Genomic DNA, 17,412 nt, shown 5'->3' with positions numbered 1-17,412 from the left:
GGGAATGGTTCAAGCGGAGCGCTCTTCGCTTTTGCCTTTTGCGCTTGCTCTTGCTGTAGCTCTTGCCCTTGCCTTTAACGATTCCCTATTCCCCATTCCCCATTCCCGCGCTCCCCATTCCCTATTCCCGCTGTCTGGAGCGCCACACGCACGCGCAGGTGGTTTTCGCCGCGTCGGAACGCGTAGACGAATTCGCGCGTCATCGCGCGGACCATGGCGATGCCGACACCGCCCGGTGTGGCGGCGGCCAGTGAGGCCGGCATCTGCGCCGCCGCGATCGCTGTCGGATCGAATGCCGTTGCGCAGTAGCGAAGCCGCACGATCAGGTCATCCTTGCGCCGGCGCAGATGCACATGCACGGGGCCACGCGCGGACTGGGCGTGCATGAGGACGTTGGCCAGCAGCTCATCGAGCACGGTGGCCAGGGTCTGGCGCACCGATTCGGCGACCCCGGCCGCGACCAGGTCGTGCTCGAGGGCGTCGGCAAAACGACCGATCGCGCCACGCTCGCGCCCCACGCGATAGCGCCATCGACTTGCCGCCGCGGTTCGCGGCAGATGCTGTCGGTCGTTTTCCGCCATGCTTGAACCCTCCCCGGTTCATCGTGGACGAAGCGCGCCAGGCTGGCAAACCGGTGCGGCCACCCTTCGACGCGCGTCCGGTTCCCGCCCTGCACGCGAGCGAAGATACACCCGACCGCCGGGCCAATCCCGCACGGGTTCCGCATTCCCGGCATTGCCCTGCCGCGCGCCTCTGCTAAATTGCCGGCACCGTCCCCGCACAGCCATCCGCGCCCATGTCCGAACACAGCCAGTTCACCCTGCTCGGCAAGCGGCGCTTTGCGCCGTTCTTCACGACCCAGGCACTCGGCGCCTTCAACGACAACGCCTTTCGCCAGGGCATGGTCGTATTGATCGGCTTCCATCTCGGCCTGGCCATCGAGGCGGTCAGCTTCTACGCAATGATCGCGCCGGCCGTGTTCATCCTGCCGTTCTTCCTGTTCTCGGCGACGGCCGGACAGATCGCCGAGAAGTTCGAAAAGACCCGCCTGATCCGCTACGTCAAGCTGTTCGAGATCGCGGCGATGCTGATGGCGGTTTATGCGTTCCACGCCCACCAGGTCTGGCTTCTGTTCGTCGTGCTGTTCCTGATGGGCCTGCATTCGACCGTTTTCGGCCCGATCAAATACGCGATCCTGCCGCAGGCGCTGCATATCGACGAACTGGTCGGCGGCAATGGCCTGGTCGAGATGGGTACCTCGATGGCCGTGCTGATCGGCATGATGGCCGGCGGTTCGCTGATGGCGCTCGGCGATTTCGGTACCACCGCGGCTTCGATCCTCGTCGTCGGCGTGGCCGTGATCGGCTACCTGGTAAGCCGCGCGATCCCTCCGGCGCCGGCCACCGCGCCGGACCTCAAGTTCAACTGGAATCCGGCCAGCGAAACGCTGCGCGTGCTGCGCTACGTGGTCAAGGACCGCACCATCTTCAACGCCATCCTCGGCATCTCGTGGTTCTGGTTTTTCGGCACCGTGTTCACGGCCCAGCTGCCGGCCTACACGCAGACCTTCCTCGGCGGCGGCGAAGGCGTGCTCAACCTGACCCTGGCCCTGTTCTCGGTCGGTGTCGGCATCGGCTCACTGCTCTGCGAACGCCTGTCCGGCCACAAGGTCGAGATCGGCCTGGTGCCGTTCGGCTCGATCGGCATGACCGTTTTCGCGGTCGACCTGTTCTTCGCGCGCCCCGTCGCGGCCAGCGCCCACGGCCTGACCGTGATGGGCTTCCTCGGCGCCGCTGGCAGCCCGCGCATCGTCATCGACCTGCTCCTGATCGGCCTCTTCGCCGGCCTCTTCATCGTGCCGCTGTTCGCCCTCGTGCAGAGCCGCACCGACCGCAGCGAACTCTCGCGCGTGATCGCCGGCAACAACATCCTCAATGCATTGTTCATGGTGGTGTCGGCCGGCCTCGGCCTGGGCCTGACCGCGCTCGGCTTTTCGATTCCGCAGATCTTCCTGGCCGTGGCCGTGCTGAATGCCGCCGTGGCCATCTACATCTACACGCTGGTCCCCGAGTTCCTCATGCGGTTCCTTTCGTGGATCCTGATCAACACGCTGTACCGGATCCGCACCGAAGGGCTCGACCGCATTCCCGAGCATGGGCCTGCCCTGCTCGTCTGCAACCACGTCAGCTACATGGACGCGCTGATCGTCGCCGGCAGCGTGCGCCGGCCCTCGCGCTTCGTCATGTACTACAAGATCTTCAACATCCCGGTGATGCGCTTCATCTTCCGCACCGCCAAGGCCATTCCGATCGCCTCGGCCAAGGAGGATCCGGGCCTGCTCGAAAAGGCCTTCGCCGAAATCGACCGCGCCCTGGCCGAAGGCGAGATCGTCTGCATCTTCCCGGAGGGCGGCCTGACCGCGGATGGCGAGATCGCGACCTTCCGGCCCGGCGTCGAGCGCATCCTCGCGCAGCGCGCGGTGCCGGTCATCCCGCTCGCGATCCGGGGCCTGTGGGGCAGCATCTTCAGCCGTCGCGACAGTGCGCCGGGGCGCATGCGCCTGCCGCGGCGGTTCTGGTCGCGCATCGTGCTCGCCGTCGGCGAACCGGTCGCACCGACCGAAGCCAGCGCCGCTACGCTCGAGCAGCGCGTGCGCGAGCTGCGCGGCGCCTGGGCCTGAGGCGGCTCATTGCGACGCGCCTTTCCTTCTCCCGGCGGGGGAAGGGCCCAAAGCGCGCTCTGCAGCGTGCCTTTCCTTCTCCCCCTGGGAGTAGGTGCCGAAGGCGGATGAGGGTCCGTGCGAGGCGCGATGTCGACGCCACGGAGTACCCACATCCGGCGCTGCGCGCCAACTTCTCCCGGCGGGAGAAGGGTCCAAAGCGTGCTCTGCCGCCCACCCTCACCAGCCTGTCGGCAGCCTCTCCCGCCAGCGGGAGAGGCGCTTCACGCTGCAGCCTCTCCGATCGTTCCTTCTCCCTTGGGCCGGAGTCGAATTGCGCTGATACTTTCCAGGGGGCCAATCATCAGGTCGCCCAGCCGCCGAGCACGATGACCGCGATCACGGCCAACCAGACATACAGCACGCGGCGCAGGACAATCTGGGTATCGGCCAGTTCGGCGAGCGGGTCGCCGACGCTTTCTTCGCCGCCGTCACCGGCGGCGACATCGGCATCGATACCAGCCCGTGCGATCACCGCCAGGAAGCCGAGATCGAGCGTGAAATAGCCCTGGCCGTGGGCGTGGTGGTAGTCGCGCCACGCACTGACGATGGCATCGAAATCCGAAACCAGGGCCAGCGACCAGGCAAGCAGGTGGGCCGGCGCCCAATCCATGATCAGGGCGGCGCGTTCGAAACGCATGCGCGAATCGCCGATCGCTTCGGCGAAGGCCGGCGAGCGCGCCAGTTGCTGCACGAGCCGATAGGCCAGGGCGCCGACCGGGCCGAGCACGGCGAACCAGAACAGCACGCCGAAGCGGCGCGAAAGGGCGGCGGCGAAACTGGCCTCGATCAGGCCCGCGGCATTGAACGGGATCGATTCCTGGCTGACGCCGTCACCGAGGAACTGGGCCGCCTCACGGCGCCGTGCGCTGTCCGGCGCCTTGAGCACCGCTTCGATGTCGGCATCGAGATCGCGCGGCCCCCAGCACATGAACAGCACGACGACCATGAAGGCCAGTTCGAGCAAACCGAACCAGTGTCGATGCAGGGCGGCCTGGATCAGGCCGGTCAGGACGACCAGCGATGCGGCCACCAGCAAGGTGCGCACGCGCACGTCGCCTGCCGCTCTCCCATCGACCGGCTGCAGCCAGTCACGCAGCCAGGAAAAGTTCCGAAAGCGGGCCAGATCCGGCAATGCATGCGTTGACAGCAGCACGATGAGAATCGCGATCAGGGTCGTGGCCATGGGATCCGGCGTTGGCGTTCGTGGTCAGGATTGTAGCCCGCGCAGCTTCCGCGTCCAGTCAGGCCCAGGTCGCCGGCGCCTTCAGTTCGCTGAGCTCAAGACCGCCGGCCTGCCTGAGCCAATGCTCGATCAGGCGATAGGACACCGACAACGGCGGCGGCAGGCCGAGCCGTCCCGCTTCGAGATCGGCGACGAATTCATCGACTTCGAACCAGCGCGCCTCGTCGATCTCGTCGCCGACGGCGATGCTCGGATCGTCCGCGCGCGCGGTGAATCCGAGCATCAGCGATGACGGAAACGGCCAGGGTTGCGAGGAGTGGTAATCGCAATCGACCACGCGCACGCCGGCTTCCTCGAAGACCTCGCGGCGCACGGCGTCCTCGAGGGTTTCACCCGGTTCGACGAATCCGGCCAGGGTCGAATAGCGGCCCGCGGGCCAACTCGCCTGTCGACCGAGCAGGCAGGCATCGCGCCAGGTGACGATGACGATGATGGCCGGATCGGTCCGCGGGAAATGTTCGATGCCACAGGCTGGGTTGGTGCAGCGGGCGCGATGTCCGGCCCATTCGAGGCTCAGTTCGCTGCCGCAGGCGCTGCACCAGCGCGTGCGCGATTGCCAGTGCGCCAGGCCACGCGCATAGGCGAACAGGCCGGCTTCGAATGCCGGCAGGCCGAGTCCGGCGCGGCGCAGGTCGAGATAGCGCGAGCTGAAGTTCGTGGCCAGCGTGGCGGCCTCGCCGGCTTCGGCGCTGAGCAGGAAGTAGGGTGTGTGCTGCGCATCCAGGCCGAGCAGTGAAGGCCGGACCGCGGCCAGCAGGTCAGCACGTTCGCCGCCGTCGAGGAAGCGCAAGGCGCTCGCACCCGCGTCGACCAGGGCCTTGCCGTCGGTATCGAGCACGAGGAAGCGTGCGCCGGCGTGGCCCAGTTGGCTCTCGAACCACGCGTGATCGAGCCGACGTTCGCTGCAGCGGTCCAGGGCCAGGCCGGCGAAGACGTTTCGGCGGCTGCGCTGGTCGGCGCTCATGGGGTGCCCGGCCCGCGCTCGCGCAGTCGCCGACGATGCCGGCCGCGATGCCACGCGCCGTCGCGAATGCCCGCAGGCGCAATGCTCAGACGGCGAACGATGATCCGCATCCGCAGGTCGTCTTCGCGTTCGGGTTGCGGATGACGAACTGGGCGCCGGTCAGCGACTCGGAGTAGTCGATCTCGGCTCCGGCCAGGTACTGCAGGCTGAGCGGATCGACCAGCAGGACCACGCCATCGCGCTCGATGGCCAGGTCGTCCTCGGCGCGCTCTTCGTCGAAGGTGAAGCCGTACTGGAAGCCCGAACAGCCGCCGCCGCTGATGTATACACGCAGCTTGAGCTCGGGATTGCCTTCCTCGGCAATCAGTTCGGTGACCTTGCCCGCCGCAGCCGCGGTGAACACCATCGGCGCGTCGGCGCTGTCGAGATAGGTCGGGACGGAGTCGCTGTTCATGCGCAAGGCCAGGCTGAAATTGACACGATCATCTGACCCTTGCAGATCGAGGCGGTTGCGCAGGATTCAAGCGCCGCAGCCACGGCACGGGGCGCCACGTGACCGGGCGAAGTCGGCATCAGGCCGCCTGCGTCGACTTGACCCGGGAATCCTTGCCCGTGGCCGGAGGGTCCGTCTCGTCCGTTTCCGCGGCTTTCGGACCGCTCAGCTGCCGCTGGGGCTCGGCCTGGTAGATCATCTTGCCGTTGAGCTGGGCGCCGGCGGCCATCTCCAGCACCTTGTAGTAGACGTTGCCGTCGATGCGCGCATTGGCGGCCAGTTCCAGGCGCTCGGAAACGATGATGTCGCCCTTGACCTGGCCATTGATGACCGCATTCGGGGCGCGAATCTCGCCGTGCACCCGGCCCTTTTCGCTCAGGGTCAGCACGGCCTTGTCGCCCTGCGCGCTGATCGACCCTTCGACGGAGCCATCCATGTGCAGGCCACCGCTGAATTCGATGTCGCCGCGGATCGTCGTTCCCTCGGCCACCAGGGTCGTGATCGCGGCCATTGAACGGTTCCCTCGCTTGTCACTGCCGAACATCGTCTGTCTCCTCGGCTTTCGCCGCGTCGTCCCATGAGAATTCCTGCTCGCTTCGATTGCCATCGCCGTCCGCGATTGCGCGCACGCGGTTGGGCTCGAAGCCTTCCGGCAGCATGATGGTGCCGTTAACCTGCTGGAAATACTTGAACGCATACTCGATTCCGGGATTTCCGGACTGCTGGGTCAGCGCTTTCCAGTCGTACGTGACCAGTTTGCCATCGGCGATGCCGGAAACCTCGAGCGTCAGCCGACCGTGCGTCTCCGGGCCACGCTTGAAATTCTGGGTCAGGGTCGCGGAAAAATTCCACGCCCGCGAGTCGGGCACCGGCTTCAGCGACAGCGCATGCACGGCCAGCCCCTCGCGCTTGGCTCCGCCGACCAGGCGTCCGTAGAAGGCCAGGTCGGCCCGTACGCCGGCGATTTCCTCCTCGCGGTCGCGCAGGGTGCGCTGCAGGTCGCCGAGCGCCGCCTTGGCCACCTGTTCGGAGCGCTCGAGCACGGCGATGCGCATCTTCAGCGCATTGGTATCGAGATCGTCGACCGCTGCTCGCGCCGCTTCGCTCGGCTCGCGCGGCACCAGCACCAGACCGGTCACGACCACGGCGACGGTCAGCGAACCGAGCCAGATCAGGGCCGCGAACAGCCAGACCCAGCGCGAGCGCGTCGGGTTGACCTGGCGAATGACGAAGCGCGGCGGAGCCATCGGAATCGGGCGATCCTGGCAAAACACGGAAAGGAAATGGGATTGCGCTTATAGCCAGCCCCGCGGAGCGGCGTCAAGCGCAGTTATACTGCCGGCATGTTAACGCGCAGACGACAAACATGCTCTGGCTGAAGGCGTTTCACGTGATTTTCGTGGTGACCTGGTTCGCCGGTCTGTTCTATCTGCCCCGCCTGTTCGTCTATCACGTGGAAGCCAGCGAAGCGGTGGTCCGCGAGCGCCTCAAGATCATGCAGCGCCGCCTGCTCATGATCACCCACGTCGGCGGAGCGCTGGCCCTGGCCTTCGGCATCGCCCTGATGGTCTGGTGGCTGCGGCATGCGCCGGCGCTGCTGACCAGCGGCCTCTGGTTCCATTGCAAGATGCTGCTGGTGGCCTGCCTGGTCGGCTACCACGCGATGCTGGTCGTCATGGTCCGGCGCTTTGCCGCCGACCGGAACACACGCTCGAGCCGCTGGCTGCGCCTGTTCAACGAGATCCCGGCGCTGCTGCTGATCGCGATCGTCGTGCTGGTCGTGGTCAAGCCGTTCTGATGCGACGGTTGCACCACGTGTTCAGGGCCTCCCCAATGCACTGGTATAGTCGGGCCAGGTTCCACGGGGGGACCCATGCAGGTTAGGGAATCCATTGCCCGGCGGCCGCGCTCGCGGGTCGCCTACGCCACCCAGATCCCGATGCGGACGGGCGATCTGTGCCAGCGCGGCAAGCACCTGTGCCAGGGCGACTGGGACATCAACACGGCCCTGTTGCTGGCTGAAGACGCCGAGGCGCTGGCCAGCACCTGCCACCTGCTCGGCAACGCGACGACGGCGAATCGCCTCGAGGATCTGGCCGAGTCCCTGTGGACCCTGCTCGATCCGCCCAGCATTCCCGATGCCGAGGCCCTGATCGAGATCCAGCGCCACCTGGCCAGACTCGGCGGCGGCGAGTCGACCTCCACGGGCATCGCGCAGCCGGCCGAAGAGGCCCGACTGTTCGGCTATGCGGCGGCCGAAACCAACGGATTTCCGCTGCTGGTGCGGCCGCCCGCCGACTACTGGAAACGCTTCAGCACGCTGGCGGCGGCCCGGCGCAGCGCGACTGCGCACGCCGCCCCGCCCGAAGCGGACGCCGCGCCTGCTGCGCCGCGCCCGGTCAGCACGCCCGAACCCGTCACGATCCCGTCGCCGGCCGCGACCACGCCGCCCGCCGCGAACCCGCCGTCTGCGCCGCCAAGCGCGGCCGTCGCCAACGGACCAATCGTTGCCGGCGGCAGCGATTCCGGCGAGGTGGCGTCCGAGGCCACGCATCGGCGTGCCTGCCACATGGCGGACGGCAGCGCGATGGCTGCAGAGGTCGACCTTCAGCTGCGTGCCCAGGGCTACGAGCTCGACCTGCCCGCAAGCCTCGAGGAACTCAAGGACCTGCTGAGTCGCTCGGCGCCGTCGCTTGTCGTCCTCGACGGCATTTTCCAGGAGGCGATCGAGGAGGTCGGCGCCCTGGTCAGGGCCGCGCGCGCGCGCGTCGGCCAGCGCGTGCTGCTGATCGCCCTGAGCGAACAGAAGTCCGACCTGGCGGCGCGCCTGCGGGCGATGCGCGCCGGCTGCGATGCCTTCATCGTGCAACCGGCGAATGCCGAGGAAGTGCTGGGCAGGCTGCGCGAACTGAATGCAGCGGAAAACGCCGACCCGTTCCGCATCATGATCGTCGAGGACGATCGATCGCAGGCCTTGTTCGCCGAATCGATCCTGCGCAAGAACGGCATGCAGGCCCTGGCCGTGAACGAAGCCTCGGCCGTGCTCGACAAGCTCGACGAGTTCAGGCCCGACCTGATCCTGATGGATCTCAACATGCCGGTCTGCGACGGCATGGAGCTGACCGCACTGATCCGCGAGCGCGAAGCCTATCTGTCGACGCCGATCGTCTTCCTCTCCGGTGAAGGCGACACCGACAAGCATTTCGAGGCACTCAGCGCCGGCGGCGACGACTTCCTGACCAAGCCGATCGCGCCGCGCCACCTGATCACCGCGGTGACCAGCCGCGTGCGCCGCGCGCGCATGCTCGAGCGCAAGCGCAAGCCGGCGATCCGCGAGGCGGCCAAGGGCGTGCACGACTCCGCGCAATTGGCCCGTCGCCTCACCGAGATGCTGGCCATGGAGGATGCCGCGACGCGCGATGGCGGGCTCATGTTCATCGAACTCGTGCACGCGGGCAGCCTGCGCGACAGCATCGGCCGCTCCGAATTCCGCCAGCTCATGGATCGCCTGACCGCACTGGTCAGCGAACGGCTCGGCGGCAACGACATGCTCGCCCGCTGCGGCGACAGCAGCTTCCTGCTGCTCAACCCGGATCGATCCGTGGGCGCGCTGCGCGAGCAGGCCGAGCAGCTTCGCCAGGCCGTCGCCACCACCGCATTCGGCACACCGAGGGCGCCGCGCACGCTCGGCGTGGTCATCGGCATCTGCCCGTTCGCGGTCGCCGCGGGCGACGCCAAGGCCATGATCGACGCAGCCGAACGCGCCCAGCTCGAGGCGGCGGCACCCGATGGCACCGGCGTGGTCGTGGTCGAGGCCGGCATCGACGAAAGCGCGCAGAGCGCGGTCATCGAGGCGATACGCGTGGCCCTCGACAAGTCGAGTTTCCGGGTCGTCTTCCAGCCGATCGTTTCGCTGCACGGGGAAGAGGAAGAGCAGTTCCAGGCGCTGTTGCGCCTGCCCACCGTGGGCGATCGGGTCTATGCCGCCAGCGAACTGGTGCCAGCGGCGGAAGCGGCCGGGTTGATCGTCGAGGTCGATCGCTGGATGCTCGACAGCTGCCTCGGCACCATCGCCAGCCATCTTCGCGACGGCCGCAACCTGCGCCTGTTCGTCAGCCAATCGGCGCGCAGCGTGCGCGACCCGGGTCTGGTCGAGTGGATGCGCAGCGCGCTCGAGTCCCACCGCGTGCCGGCCTCGCATATCTCCCTCGAGATGCGCATGACCGATGCCGCCGAGGCCTTGCCCGAACATGCGGCGTTTGCGCTGTCCATGAAGGAACTGGGGGTCAGCCTGACCCTGTCCGGCCTCGAGGCCGGTGCGCAGGGCACCGCGATGCTGCTCAACCTGCCGGTCGACTACGTCAAGCTGGCGCCACGCTACACCAGCGATGCCGACGAGGGCCTGCGCAACGAACTGCGCGAACTGGTCAAGCTGTGCCACGACAGCGGACGCCGGGTCATCGCGCCGCGGGTCGAAGAGGCGCGCGTCGCCGCTTCGCTCTGGGCCAGCGGCATCGACCTGATCCAGGGCAACTTCGTCCAGCAGGCCACGCGCGAAACCAACTACGATTTCCAGACGTCCAGCGGCTGAGCCAAGCGATGCAGCGATCCGCCCCTGTCGGCCCCGTTTCAGCACAGATTCCCGCGAGCCGCTGGCCACTATGGCTGATTGCAGCAGTGGCCCTGGCCGCGCTGGCGACCAGCCTCGCCCTGATCCTGCGGCCGGCGCTGCCGCTCACCCTTCTGCTCGGCGGCCTCGCCATTGCCTCGGCCATCATCGCCGGCGCGGCCCTGGTCGCGCTGGTCCTCTCCCGTCGCCGTCCCGAAGTGCTGCCATTCGCGGCCGCCACGGCACGCGCCGAGCCGGAAGTACCGGCGGCGATCCTGCGCGAGCTCGAATCGCTGCGCGCCATGCAGAGCGAACTGGTCGCCGCCCGCCAGGAGGCCGAAGCCGCGACGATGGCCAAGGGCGAGTTCCTCGCCACCATGAGCCACGAGATCCGCACGCCGCTGAACGGCATCGTGCCGCTGCTCGAACTGATGCGCTCGACGCCGCTGCGCCCCGACCAGCGCGACTACCTGGCGACCGCGCACCAGTCGGCACTGGAGCTGCTGCGCATCGTCGATGACATCCTCGACTATTCAAAGCTCGAGGCGAGCAAGCTCGAACTCGAATGCGTCGGCGTCAACCTGAAAGACCTGGTCGACTCGGTTGCGACCCTGATGGAAGGCAGCGCGACGGCCAAGGGCCTGCGCCTCGGCGTGGTCATCGATCCGGCCGTGCGCCTCGCCGTGCGCGGCGATCCGGTGCGCCTGCGCCAGGTCCTGACCAACCTGGTCAGCAATGCGATCAAGTTCACCGAGCGCGGCAGCGTCACCATCCAGATCAGCAAACGCGGCGAATCGCGCAGCCACCACGAAGTGACCTTCGCCGTGCGCGACACCGGTATCGGCCTCTCGCCCGAAGCCGCGGCCAAGCTGTTCCAGCCGTTTTCCCAGGCGGATGCCTCGACCACGCGCGTTTACGGCGGCACCGGCCTCGGCCTGGTCATCTGCAAGCGCCTGGTCGACCTGATGCAGGGCAAGATCGGCGTACGCTCGGAACTCGATCGCGGTTCGGTGTTCTGGTTCAACGTGCCGCTGCAGAAGGCCATCGGCGACCTGCGCGGGCGCACCGACCTGGCCGGCGTGCGCGCCCTGCTGCTGAGCAGCGACGACGCCTTCCTGCGCCGCACCGGCGCGCTGGTCCAGCAGATCGGCATGACCCACCTGCAGAGCAACCTGGCGGTCGACGCGCTGAGCAAGCTGCGCGCCGCATCGGGCAAGGACGAACGCTGGCAGTACGAAGTATTGATCGTGGATGTCGCCTCGGTCGGCGCGGCCACGGTGGCCCTGATCCGCAACATCCGACGCGATCCATCGCTGGATGGCCTGCGCATCCTCGTCGCCGGCCACGATGAGGGCGTCCAGGACCTGCGCAGCGACGAGCGGCTGACCGCGCTGTCGGACAACTTCGACGAGCGCGAATTGCGCGAGACGCTGAATCGCCTGCTCGGCGTCGGCCACGCCGAGGTCAAGCACGATGTGCCGATGCTGGCCAGCGCGCCGGACCCGACCTTCGAGCAGCCCACTACCCTGCCGACACGCAAGCTGCACGGTCGCGCCTTGCTGGTCGAGGACAATCCGGTCAATGCCCGGGTCGCCCTGCGCCTGCTGTCGCTGCTCGGCATCGAGGCCGACATGGTCGGCGACGGCCGCGCCGCCCTGGACAAGATCGGGCGTACGACCTATGACCTGGTCCTGATGGATTGCCAGATGCCGGTGATGGACGGCTATACGGCTGCGCGCACGCGGCGCGAGGACGAGCGCCGGCAAGGCCTGCCCCGGTTGCCGATCATCGCCATGACCGCGAATGCCATGGTCGGCGATCGCGAGAAATGCCTGGACGCCGGCATGGACGACTACCTGACCAAGCCGCTCGATCGCGGCTTGCTCGAGGCAACCATCGCGCGCTGGCTGCCGGATGCGGTCGGCGAAAGGTCGAGGCCGGCAGCGACGCCGGCAGCCGCACAGATCACTATCCAGCCGACCCAGGCACAACCTGCGCCGCCACCCCGACCGCCCGCCGATGCGCCCGCGCCAACCCCGGCCACGGCAAACATGCCACCGGCCATCGACCAGGCCGTCGTGCAGGAACTGCTCGAAGTCATGGGCGAAGGATTCGCCGGACTCGTGCACGTCTATTTCGAGGACACGCCGAAGCTGCTCGAGCGCCTGCGCGAGGCCGTCGACATGACCGACCACGAAGCCATCGCCGAGATCACCCACTCGCTGAAGTCCTCAAGCGCGAATCTCGGCGCCCTCCCCCTGGCCGAACTCGCCAAGCGCGCCGAGATCGACGCCCGCGCCAAACGCAGCGACGAACTCGGCTCCCTGCCCACGCGCGCCAACAACGAATACCAGCGCGTCGTTCGCGCCTACGCCAGCCTTGGCCTGACCTGAAACAATCCGCGCGGATGCTCGTGCGCAAGAAATCCGCTCGTCCCTGGATCGTAGTCCCGGGCAGGCTTCAAGCCACTCGAAAAGTGCAGGGGCCGAAAAACCCCCGTTCGTCCTGAGCGTAGCGCAGCGAAGTCGAAGGGCAATTCCCCAAGATCAAAAGCCCACCCTCATCCCCCCTCCGGGCACCTTCCCCCGCCAGCGGGGGAAGGAACAACAAGAGCTCCTCACCCCCGTTCGTCCTGAGCTTAGCGCAGCGAAGTCGAAGGGCAATTCCCCAAGATCAAAAGCCCACCCTCATCCCCCTTCGGGACTTGAACTCGCGGGCAGCTCCGCTGCGCAAAACGGCAATCCTGCCGCGTTGGTCTCCCGCCAGCGGGAGAAGGAACAACAAGAGGTCCTCACCCCCCGTTCGTCCCCGGATCGTAGTCCGGGGCAGGCTCTGGGCGCAGCGCAGCGAAGTCGAAGGAAGAACGGCGACCCGCGGGAAATCCACACCTCCCCGCATCACCGGCGGGGAAAGACTCCGAGTCCGTCAATGGACGACCTCAGCATCCCGATCCAGTGGAGCATTCGCGATCAGGCTTCGACGAGCTCACCACGAACGGGATAGGACTACATGCGGCGCGCCAGCGGCGCCGATCGCTCAGCTGCCGATCTTGGTCTGCAGGTAGTTGATCTCACCGAGTTGGTCGATCAGGCCGAGTTGCGTTTCCAGCCAGTCGATGTGCTCTTCCTCGGACTCGAGGATGTCGACGAACAACTTGCGGCTGACGAAATCGCCGCTGCTCTCGCAGTAGACGATCGCCTCCTTGAGGTCCGGTACCGCCATCTTTTCGAGCTTGAGGTCGCAGGCGAGCGCTTCGCTCGGCTTCTCGCCGATCATCAGTTTACCGAGCTTCTGCAGGTTCGGCAGACCGTCGAGGAACAGGATGCGCTCGATCAGGCGATCGGCGTGCTTCATCTCGTCGATCGATTCCTTGTACTCGTGCTCGGCCAGCTCGCCGTAGCCCCAGTTGCGGTACATGCGCGAGTGCAGGAAATACTGGTTGATCGCGGTCAGCTCGTTGAGCAGCGCCTTGTTCAGGTGCTCGATGACCTTGGCATCGCCTTTCATGGGCGCGTTCTCCGTTCGAGGGGGCGGGCGGACGCCGCGAGGCGGCTCGGGCCGCGACTATAACGCGTGCCGGCATCGCCGGCAGGAACGCGAATCGCACGCATTTTTGCGTGCCATCAGGGATGCAACGGCGAACGCTCAGGCCGCGACGGCCAGCGGCAACGGAAACTCGCGGACGCGCGGGCGGGCTTCGGCAAGGATTTCGCGGGCGACGTCGGTACAACTGCCGCAGCCGCTGCCAAGGCCGGTGCGCATGGTCAGTTCTTCCAGGGTGTCGACACCGCGCGCCGCGGCCTCGCGGATCGCGTGATCGGTAATGCCATTGCAGACACACACGTACATGACCAGAACCCTGTTGGGACTGGCTCTATTCAATTGCAAATACGAATGATTGTCAACTACCGAAGCGAAACCCGTTCAGCTCAACGCGAAAATGCCGGCTCGGCGGCGGCCGGGTCGTCGCGGTAGGTGTTGCGCAGCGGGGTCTGGCACAGCGCTTCGGCCATCGGCAGCAGATGCTTGAGGGCCTGCTCATAGACGCGGCGCTTGAACGAGACCACATGTTCGCTCGGGTACCAGAAATCGACCCAGCGCCAGAGGTCGAACTCGGGCTTTTCGTTGGCATCAAGGCGGAAATGCGCCTCCTCGCCCGTGAAGCGCAGCAGGAACCAGACCTGCTTCTGGCCGACGCAGGTCGGTCGCACATGGTGGCGCACGTAGCGATTCGGCAGGCGGTAGCGCAGCCAGCCGGGCGTGGCGCCCAGCACTTCGACATGCTCGGGCTGCAGGCCGGTCTCCTCCTCGAGCTCGCGGTACATGGCCTCCAGCGGCGTCTCGTCGGTGCGCATGCCGCCCTGGGGAAACTGCCAGCCGTCGCGATTGACCCGACGCGCCCAGAACACGCGACCGTCATCCCGGATCAGGACGATGCCAACGTTGGGGCGGTAGCCATCAGGATCGATCACGCGAAAACTCCCGGAAACTTCAATGGAACGCATTCAGCCCGAACCGGGTGGAGCGCCCACTTGCAGCCGGTCGCCCCATGAATCCGCCATTTGATGCGATTCTTCCACAGGGGCATTGGCCGCAGCAAGGCAACACATCTTGCACCCTGCTTCGACAAACCGTCACCGCCGGCGAAAAGGAGGCCCGCGACGCCCAGGCACCCGGTCCATTGCTGCGCCCTGCGCAGGCATGGGCCGATGGGACTGTTGGCGACCGCGCGTGTTCCTGGCTCGATGCAGCAACGACAGCGGGTGCCTGGACCAGCCGTGGCAGTCGCCCAAAGTCACGCCCCTTCCGGGACAAGATCGTCGATCTTCGGCGAACATGTCGCCAACGTGCCGCACTTACTCCGCCGGGCTTGCGCCGAGACGACGCCTGCCGCGGCGTCGAGGCGATACCGGCTCGGCACTGGCCGCGGCCACCGCAATGCCGGCCAGCACCGCGAATATCGCCATCAGGGCCTGGGTGCGCAGCGGATAGTCCACCATGGAATGCAGCACGATCACACCGATCCCCATCATCGCCGCCAACCCGGAGCTGCGCGTGCCCGAGCCGGGCGGAAGACGCAGCAGGCGGATCAGCGTCGAAACCAGCACGCCGAGGGCGAGCAGGGTAATCGCGATGCCGGCGATACCGGCCTCGAGCCACCATTGCGCGTAATCGTTGTGGGCGTTGTTGACGTAGACATTCATCAGCCCCTCGTTGCGCGCCCCTTGCTGGTAGGCCGGCATGAAGCCGCCGACCCCTGCACCGAGCGGGGCGTGTTCGGCACCCACGCGCAGCGTTTCGATCAACATCCTCGAGCGCGGGTACTTGACGGTCGGATCGCCTGCATCGATCCGCAACCAGCCCACCGCAGCCTGCAAACCAATGACGAAGACGACCACGCTGAGCAGCGCGCCGATCTGCAGCGTGCGGCTTTCTCGGATGGCGCGCAGCCTGGCCAGTCCCGAACCGAGGGTCACGCCCATCAGCATGATCATCGCCACGATGACACCCGCTCGCGACCCGACCACCGGCAAGGCCGCGACAAACATCAGCGCGAGCGTGGCCGGCACGACGAACGCGACGCCAAAATGGCCGGTCTCGCGAGAGCGCCGCCAGGCATGCGCCAGAAACATCAGGGCCAGCATCAGGCCGATCACGAGCAGATCAGCCTGGTGATTGGTGTTGGCGAAAATGCCACCCCAGGCCGGCGCGAAATCCGGATACGGGTTGAGGATGCTGTCCTTGCCGGCAGCGAACTGCGCCGCCGCGAACAGGAGGTTGGCCAAGGCCAGGCCTACCACCAACCAGAGCATGGGACGCCAGGCGCTGCGACGCACCGCGAGCGCGCAGAAAAACAGCGCGAGACCCGGCAGCAGGAACCATAGATCGCGCTCGGTGGCGCCGGGGGTCAGCGACCAGCGACGATCGGGCGCAACGATACCGGCCGCTTCGAGATCCTGCAGCAAGGGTCGCCGCGCCAGCGGAAGGTTCCACAACCAGTCCGGAATCGGCAACAACTGCAACAACGGAAGCAGACCGATCGCAGCCGCGACCAGGGCGCCCCAGCGGACCAGGCCCCTGCGTGCGAACGCGCCGCTCCGATGAGCCGCAACGACCAGCAGCGGCACCGCGAGCAACCCCGATATCGTCGTCCCCCAATTCCCTTGTGCGGAGTTGCCGCCGCTGCAGAAGCAGACCAGCAGCAGCAACGCGCCGGACATCGCCAGCGCACGCTCGCCACGCACCGCTCCGCCATCAGCCACCATGTTTGGAGACTCGCTCCACAAGGGTTCGCGCAGCCGACGTCATTGAATCGAACCCACGCACGGCGCGGGCGTCGCCGCGCACCAGAGTCACGGCAATCCCCGCACGTGGCCGCGCATCGCACTCATGAAAGAGGCCCGGCGTTCACGCCAGGCCTTCGTGGGTTGCAGACGGCGCATGCAGCGTGCCAGCGCTGCGCCGGCTCAGCGGCTGACCGGCAACTGGTCGTTGTTGTCGTTGTCGTTGAGGCTGTCGACGATGGCATACAGGCCGATCGCAACGCCGGTGCCGATGAGCCACTTCGGCGCGCCCGCGCTGCTGCCCGCGGCGGCCACTGGCGGTGGCGGCAGCACGCAGGTCTCGTTGATCGGGTAGACGCCCGGCTTGTCGTACGTCTGCTTGCAGCCATCATCGTAGATGACCGTTGCAGCGCTTTCCTTGGACACCATGAGACGGGCCTTGGCGTCGACCCGTTGGCCAGGAACCGCGGTCTGGAACGGACCGCCATTGCTGACCATGACGACTCCGCCATCGGTACGTACTTCGGCGACCGTGTTCGCAACCGGCGTCTCGGCGCTCGGCGACGAAGCCGGCTCCGGCGCCATCATCTGGGCGTGCAGTGGCATGGAAACGCCCATGACGGCGATGCCCAGTACCAACGAGCGGATCACCAAGGGGTTCATTGCAATGCTCCTGCGCCAATTCCAGTCGCGGCTAGTCTAGATCACGCCCTGTGTCAAGGCAAACGCTCAGCCCAGAAGTCCGAAGCCCAGCCAACCCACCCCCAACTCCCGTGTCGCGCCACCGCAGCCGACGAGCCCTCCAGGCAATCCGGTTCAGCGCCCCGAATTGAATCGACTCTCGAACCCCGGGTAAGTGCGGAATGTAAGTTGGCGGTGAGCGCGAGCGAACCCCAACGTCGAGGGGCTCATGCGCCGCCGATCCTATCAGGGGCGCTGGGGTGTGCTGCGCTTACCCCAATGTACTTGCATCGCACGCGTGGAATTGCCGCTTCGCCCGACCACCCTCGCCAGCCTGTCGGCAGCCTCTCCCGCCAGCGGGCAAGGCGTTTCATCGGGCGAGCTTGCGCGGTTTCCCTTCTTCCGCTGGCGGGAGA

15 protein-coding genes are annotated in these 17,412 nt (G+C 66.9%); 4 read left to right on the top strand and 11 right to left on the bottom strand.

The annotated features are described in order from the left end of the window. Positions 1-74 precede the first annotated feature (74 nt). Positions 75-581: an ATP-binding protein gene (locus tag BM125_RS10910; RefSeq protein WP_092407866.1), complete on the bottom strand. Its 507-nt coding sequence runs from the start codon at positions 579-581 to the stop codon at positions 75-77. 215 nt (positions 582-796) lie between these two features. Between BM125_RS10910 and BM125_RS10905 the strand changes: the two genes are divergently transcribed. Next, on the top strand, positions 797-2,680 hold the full coding sequence (locus BM125_RS10905) for an MFS transporter (RefSeq protein WP_092407864.1): 1,884 nt from the start codon (positions 797-799) through the stop codon (positions 2,678-2,680). 343 nt (positions 2,681-3,023) lie between these two features. On the opposite strand, the gene BM125_RS10900 is transcribed toward BM125_RS10905, so the two are convergent. From BM125_RS10900 to BM125_RS10880, 5 genes are all read right to left on the bottom strand, one after another. Then, the gene (locus tag BM125_RS10900; protein ID WP_092407862.1) at positions 3,024-3,905 is read right to left on the bottom strand and encodes a hypothetical protein; all 882 of its coding nucleotides are present in this window, start codon (positions 3,903-3,905) and stop codon (positions 3,024-3,026) included. 58 nt (positions 3,906-3,963) lie between these two features. Then, positions 3,964-4,929, bottom strand: a complete 966-nt coding sequence (gene nudC / locus BM125_RS10895) for an NAD(+) diphosphatase (RefSeq protein ID WP_092407860.1) — start codon at positions 4,927-4,929, stop codon at positions 3,964-3,966. Positions 4,930-5,014: 85 nt separating this feature from the next. Further along, a complete protein-coding gene (erpA, locus tag BM125_RS10890) occupies positions 5,015-5,383 on the bottom strand; it encodes an iron-sulfur cluster insertion protein ErpA (RefSeq protein WP_092407858.1) in 369 nt (122 codons plus the stop codon). A 118-nt stretch (positions 5,384-5,501) separates the two neighbouring features. Continuing rightward, positions 5,502-5,933, bottom strand: a complete 432-nt coding sequence (locus BM125_RS10885; protein ID WP_245778892.1) for a bactofilin family protein — start codon at positions 5,931-5,933, stop codon at positions 5,502-5,504. A 19-nt stretch (positions 5,934-5,952) separates the two neighbouring features. After that, positions 5,953-6,669: a DUF6776 family protein gene (locus BM125_RS10880; RefSeq protein ID WP_092407854.1), complete on the bottom strand. Its 717-nt coding sequence runs from the start codon at positions 6,667-6,669 to the stop codon at positions 5,953-5,955. A 119-nt stretch (positions 6,670-6,788) separates the two neighbouring features. On the opposite strand from BM125_RS10880, the gene BM125_RS10875 reads away from it, so the two are divergent. From BM125_RS10875 to BM125_RS10865, 3 genes are all read left to right on the top strand, one after another. Then, positions 6,789-7,220 carry a CopD family protein gene (locus tag BM125_RS10875; protein ID WP_092407852.1) on the top strand — a complete coding sequence of 144 codons (432 nt, stop codon included), beginning with the start codon at positions 6,789-6,791 and terminating at the stop codon, positions 7,218-7,220. 75 nt (positions 7,221-7,295) lie between these two features. Further along, positions 7,296-10,013 (top strand): GGDEF/EAL domain-containing response regulator, encoded by a 2,718-nt coding sequence (locus BM125_RS10870; protein WP_139224962.1) that lies wholly within the window; start codon positions 7,296-7,298, stop codon positions 10,011-10,013. A gap of 8 nt (positions 10,014-10,021) precedes the next feature. Next, a complete protein-coding gene (locus BM125_RS10865; RefSeq protein WP_092407848.1) occupies positions 10,022-12,424 on the top strand; it encodes a hybrid sensor histidine kinase/response regulator in 2,403 nt (800 codons plus the stop codon). Positions 12,425-13,067: 643 nt separating this feature from the next. Here BM125_RS10865 and bfr read toward each other — a convergent pair. From bfr to BM125_RS10835, 5 genes are all read right to left on the bottom strand, one after another. Next, a complete protein-coding gene (bfr, locus tag BM125_RS10855) occupies positions 13,068-13,538 on the bottom strand; it encodes a bacterioferritin (protein ID WP_092407844.1) in 471 nt (156 codons plus the stop codon). A 138-nt stretch (positions 13,539-13,676) separates the two neighbouring features. Then, a complete protein-coding gene (locus tag BM125_RS10850; RefSeq protein ID WP_092407842.1) occupies positions 13,677-13,880 on the bottom strand; it encodes a bacterioferritin-associated ferredoxin in 204 nt (67 codons plus the stop codon). 80 nt (positions 13,881-13,960) lie between these two features. Beyond that, complete coding sequence (locus BM125_RS10845) at positions 13,961-14,503, bottom strand: RNA pyrophosphohydrolase (RefSeq protein WP_092407840.1); 543 nt, start codon at positions 14,501-14,503, stop codon at positions 13,961-13,963. A 384-nt stretch (positions 14,504-14,887) separates the two neighbouring features. Further along, a complete protein-coding gene (locus BM125_RS10840) occupies positions 14,888-16,297 on the bottom strand; it encodes an O-antigen ligase family protein (RefSeq protein WP_092407838.1) in 1,410 nt (469 codons plus the stop codon). 201 nt (positions 16,298-16,498) lie between these two features. After that, positions 16,499-16,978 (bottom strand): hypothetical protein, encoded by a 480-nt coding sequence (locus tag BM125_RS10835; RefSeq protein ID WP_092407836.1) that lies wholly within the window; start codon positions 16,976-16,978, stop codon positions 16,499-16,501. Between the last annotated feature and the right edge of the window lie 434 nt (positions 16,979-17,412).

Source organism: Dokdonella immobilis, assembly GCF_900115085.1.
GTDB classification, from domain to species: domain Bacteria; phylum Pseudomonadota; class Gammaproteobacteria; order Xanthomonadales; family Rhodanobacteraceae; genus Dokdonella; species Dokdonella immobilis.
The sequence above is the reverse complement of the archived record's forward strand: the minus strand, read 5'-3'. Positions and strand labels throughout refer to the sequence as shown.

Excerpts from the sequence above, each read along its gene's own strand:
- bfr (WP_092407844.1), bottom strand. The coding sequence starts at position 13,538 with ATGAAAGGCGATGCCAAGGTCATCGAGCACCTGAACAAGGCGCTGCTC.
- BM125_RS10875 (WP_092407852.1), top strand. The coding sequence starts at position 6,789 with ATGCTCTGGCTGAAGGCGTTTCACGTGATTTTCGTGGTGACCTGGTTC.
- BM125_RS10850 (WP_092407842.1), bottom strand. The coding sequence starts at position 13,880 with ATGTACGTGTGTGTCTGCAATGGCATTACCGATCACGCGATCCGCGAG.
- BM125_RS10835 (WP_092407836.1), bottom strand. The coding sequence starts at position 16,978 with ATGAACCCCTTGGTGATCCGCTCGTTGGTACTGGGCATCGCCGTCATG.
- BM125_RS10900 (WP_092407862.1), bottom strand. The coding sequence starts at position 3,905 with ATGGCCACGACCCTGATCGCGATTCTCATCGTGCTGCTGTCAACGCAT.
- erpA (WP_092407858.1), bottom strand. The coding sequence starts at position 5,383 with ATGAACAGCGACTCCGTCCCGACCTATCTCGACAGCGCCGACGCGCCG.
- nudC (WP_092407860.1), bottom strand. The coding sequence starts at position 4,929 with ATGAGCGCCGACCAGCGCAGCCGCCGAAACGTCTTCGCCGGCCTGGCC.
- BM125_RS10880 (WP_092407854.1), bottom strand. The coding sequence starts at position 6,669 with ATGGCTCCGCCGCGCTTCGTCATTCGCCAGGTCAACCCGACGCGCTCG.
- BM125_RS10865 (WP_092407848.1), top strand. The coding sequence starts at position 10,022 with ATGCAGCGATCCGCCCCTGTCGGCCCCGTTTCAGCACAGATTCCCGCG.
- BM125_RS10910 (WP_092407866.1), bottom strand. The coding sequence starts at position 581 with ATGGCGGAAAACGACCGACAGCATCTGCCGCGAACCGCGGCGGCAAGT.
- BM125_RS10840 (WP_092407838.1), bottom strand. The coding sequence starts at position 16,297 with ATGGTGGCTGATGGCGGAGCGGTGCGTGGCGAGCGTGCGCTGGCGATG.
- BM125_RS10870 (WP_139224962.1), top strand. The coding sequence starts at position 7,296 with ATGCAGGTTAGGGAATCCATTGCCCGGCGGCCGCGCTCGCGGGTCGCC.
- BM125_RS10885 (WP_245778892.1), bottom strand. The coding sequence starts at position 5,933 with ATGGCCGCGATCACGACCCTGGTGGCCGAGGGAACGACGATCCGCGGC.
- BM125_RS10905 (WP_092407864.1), top strand. The coding sequence starts at position 797 with ATGTCCGAACACAGCCAGTTCACCCTGCTCGGCAAGCGGCGCTTTGCG.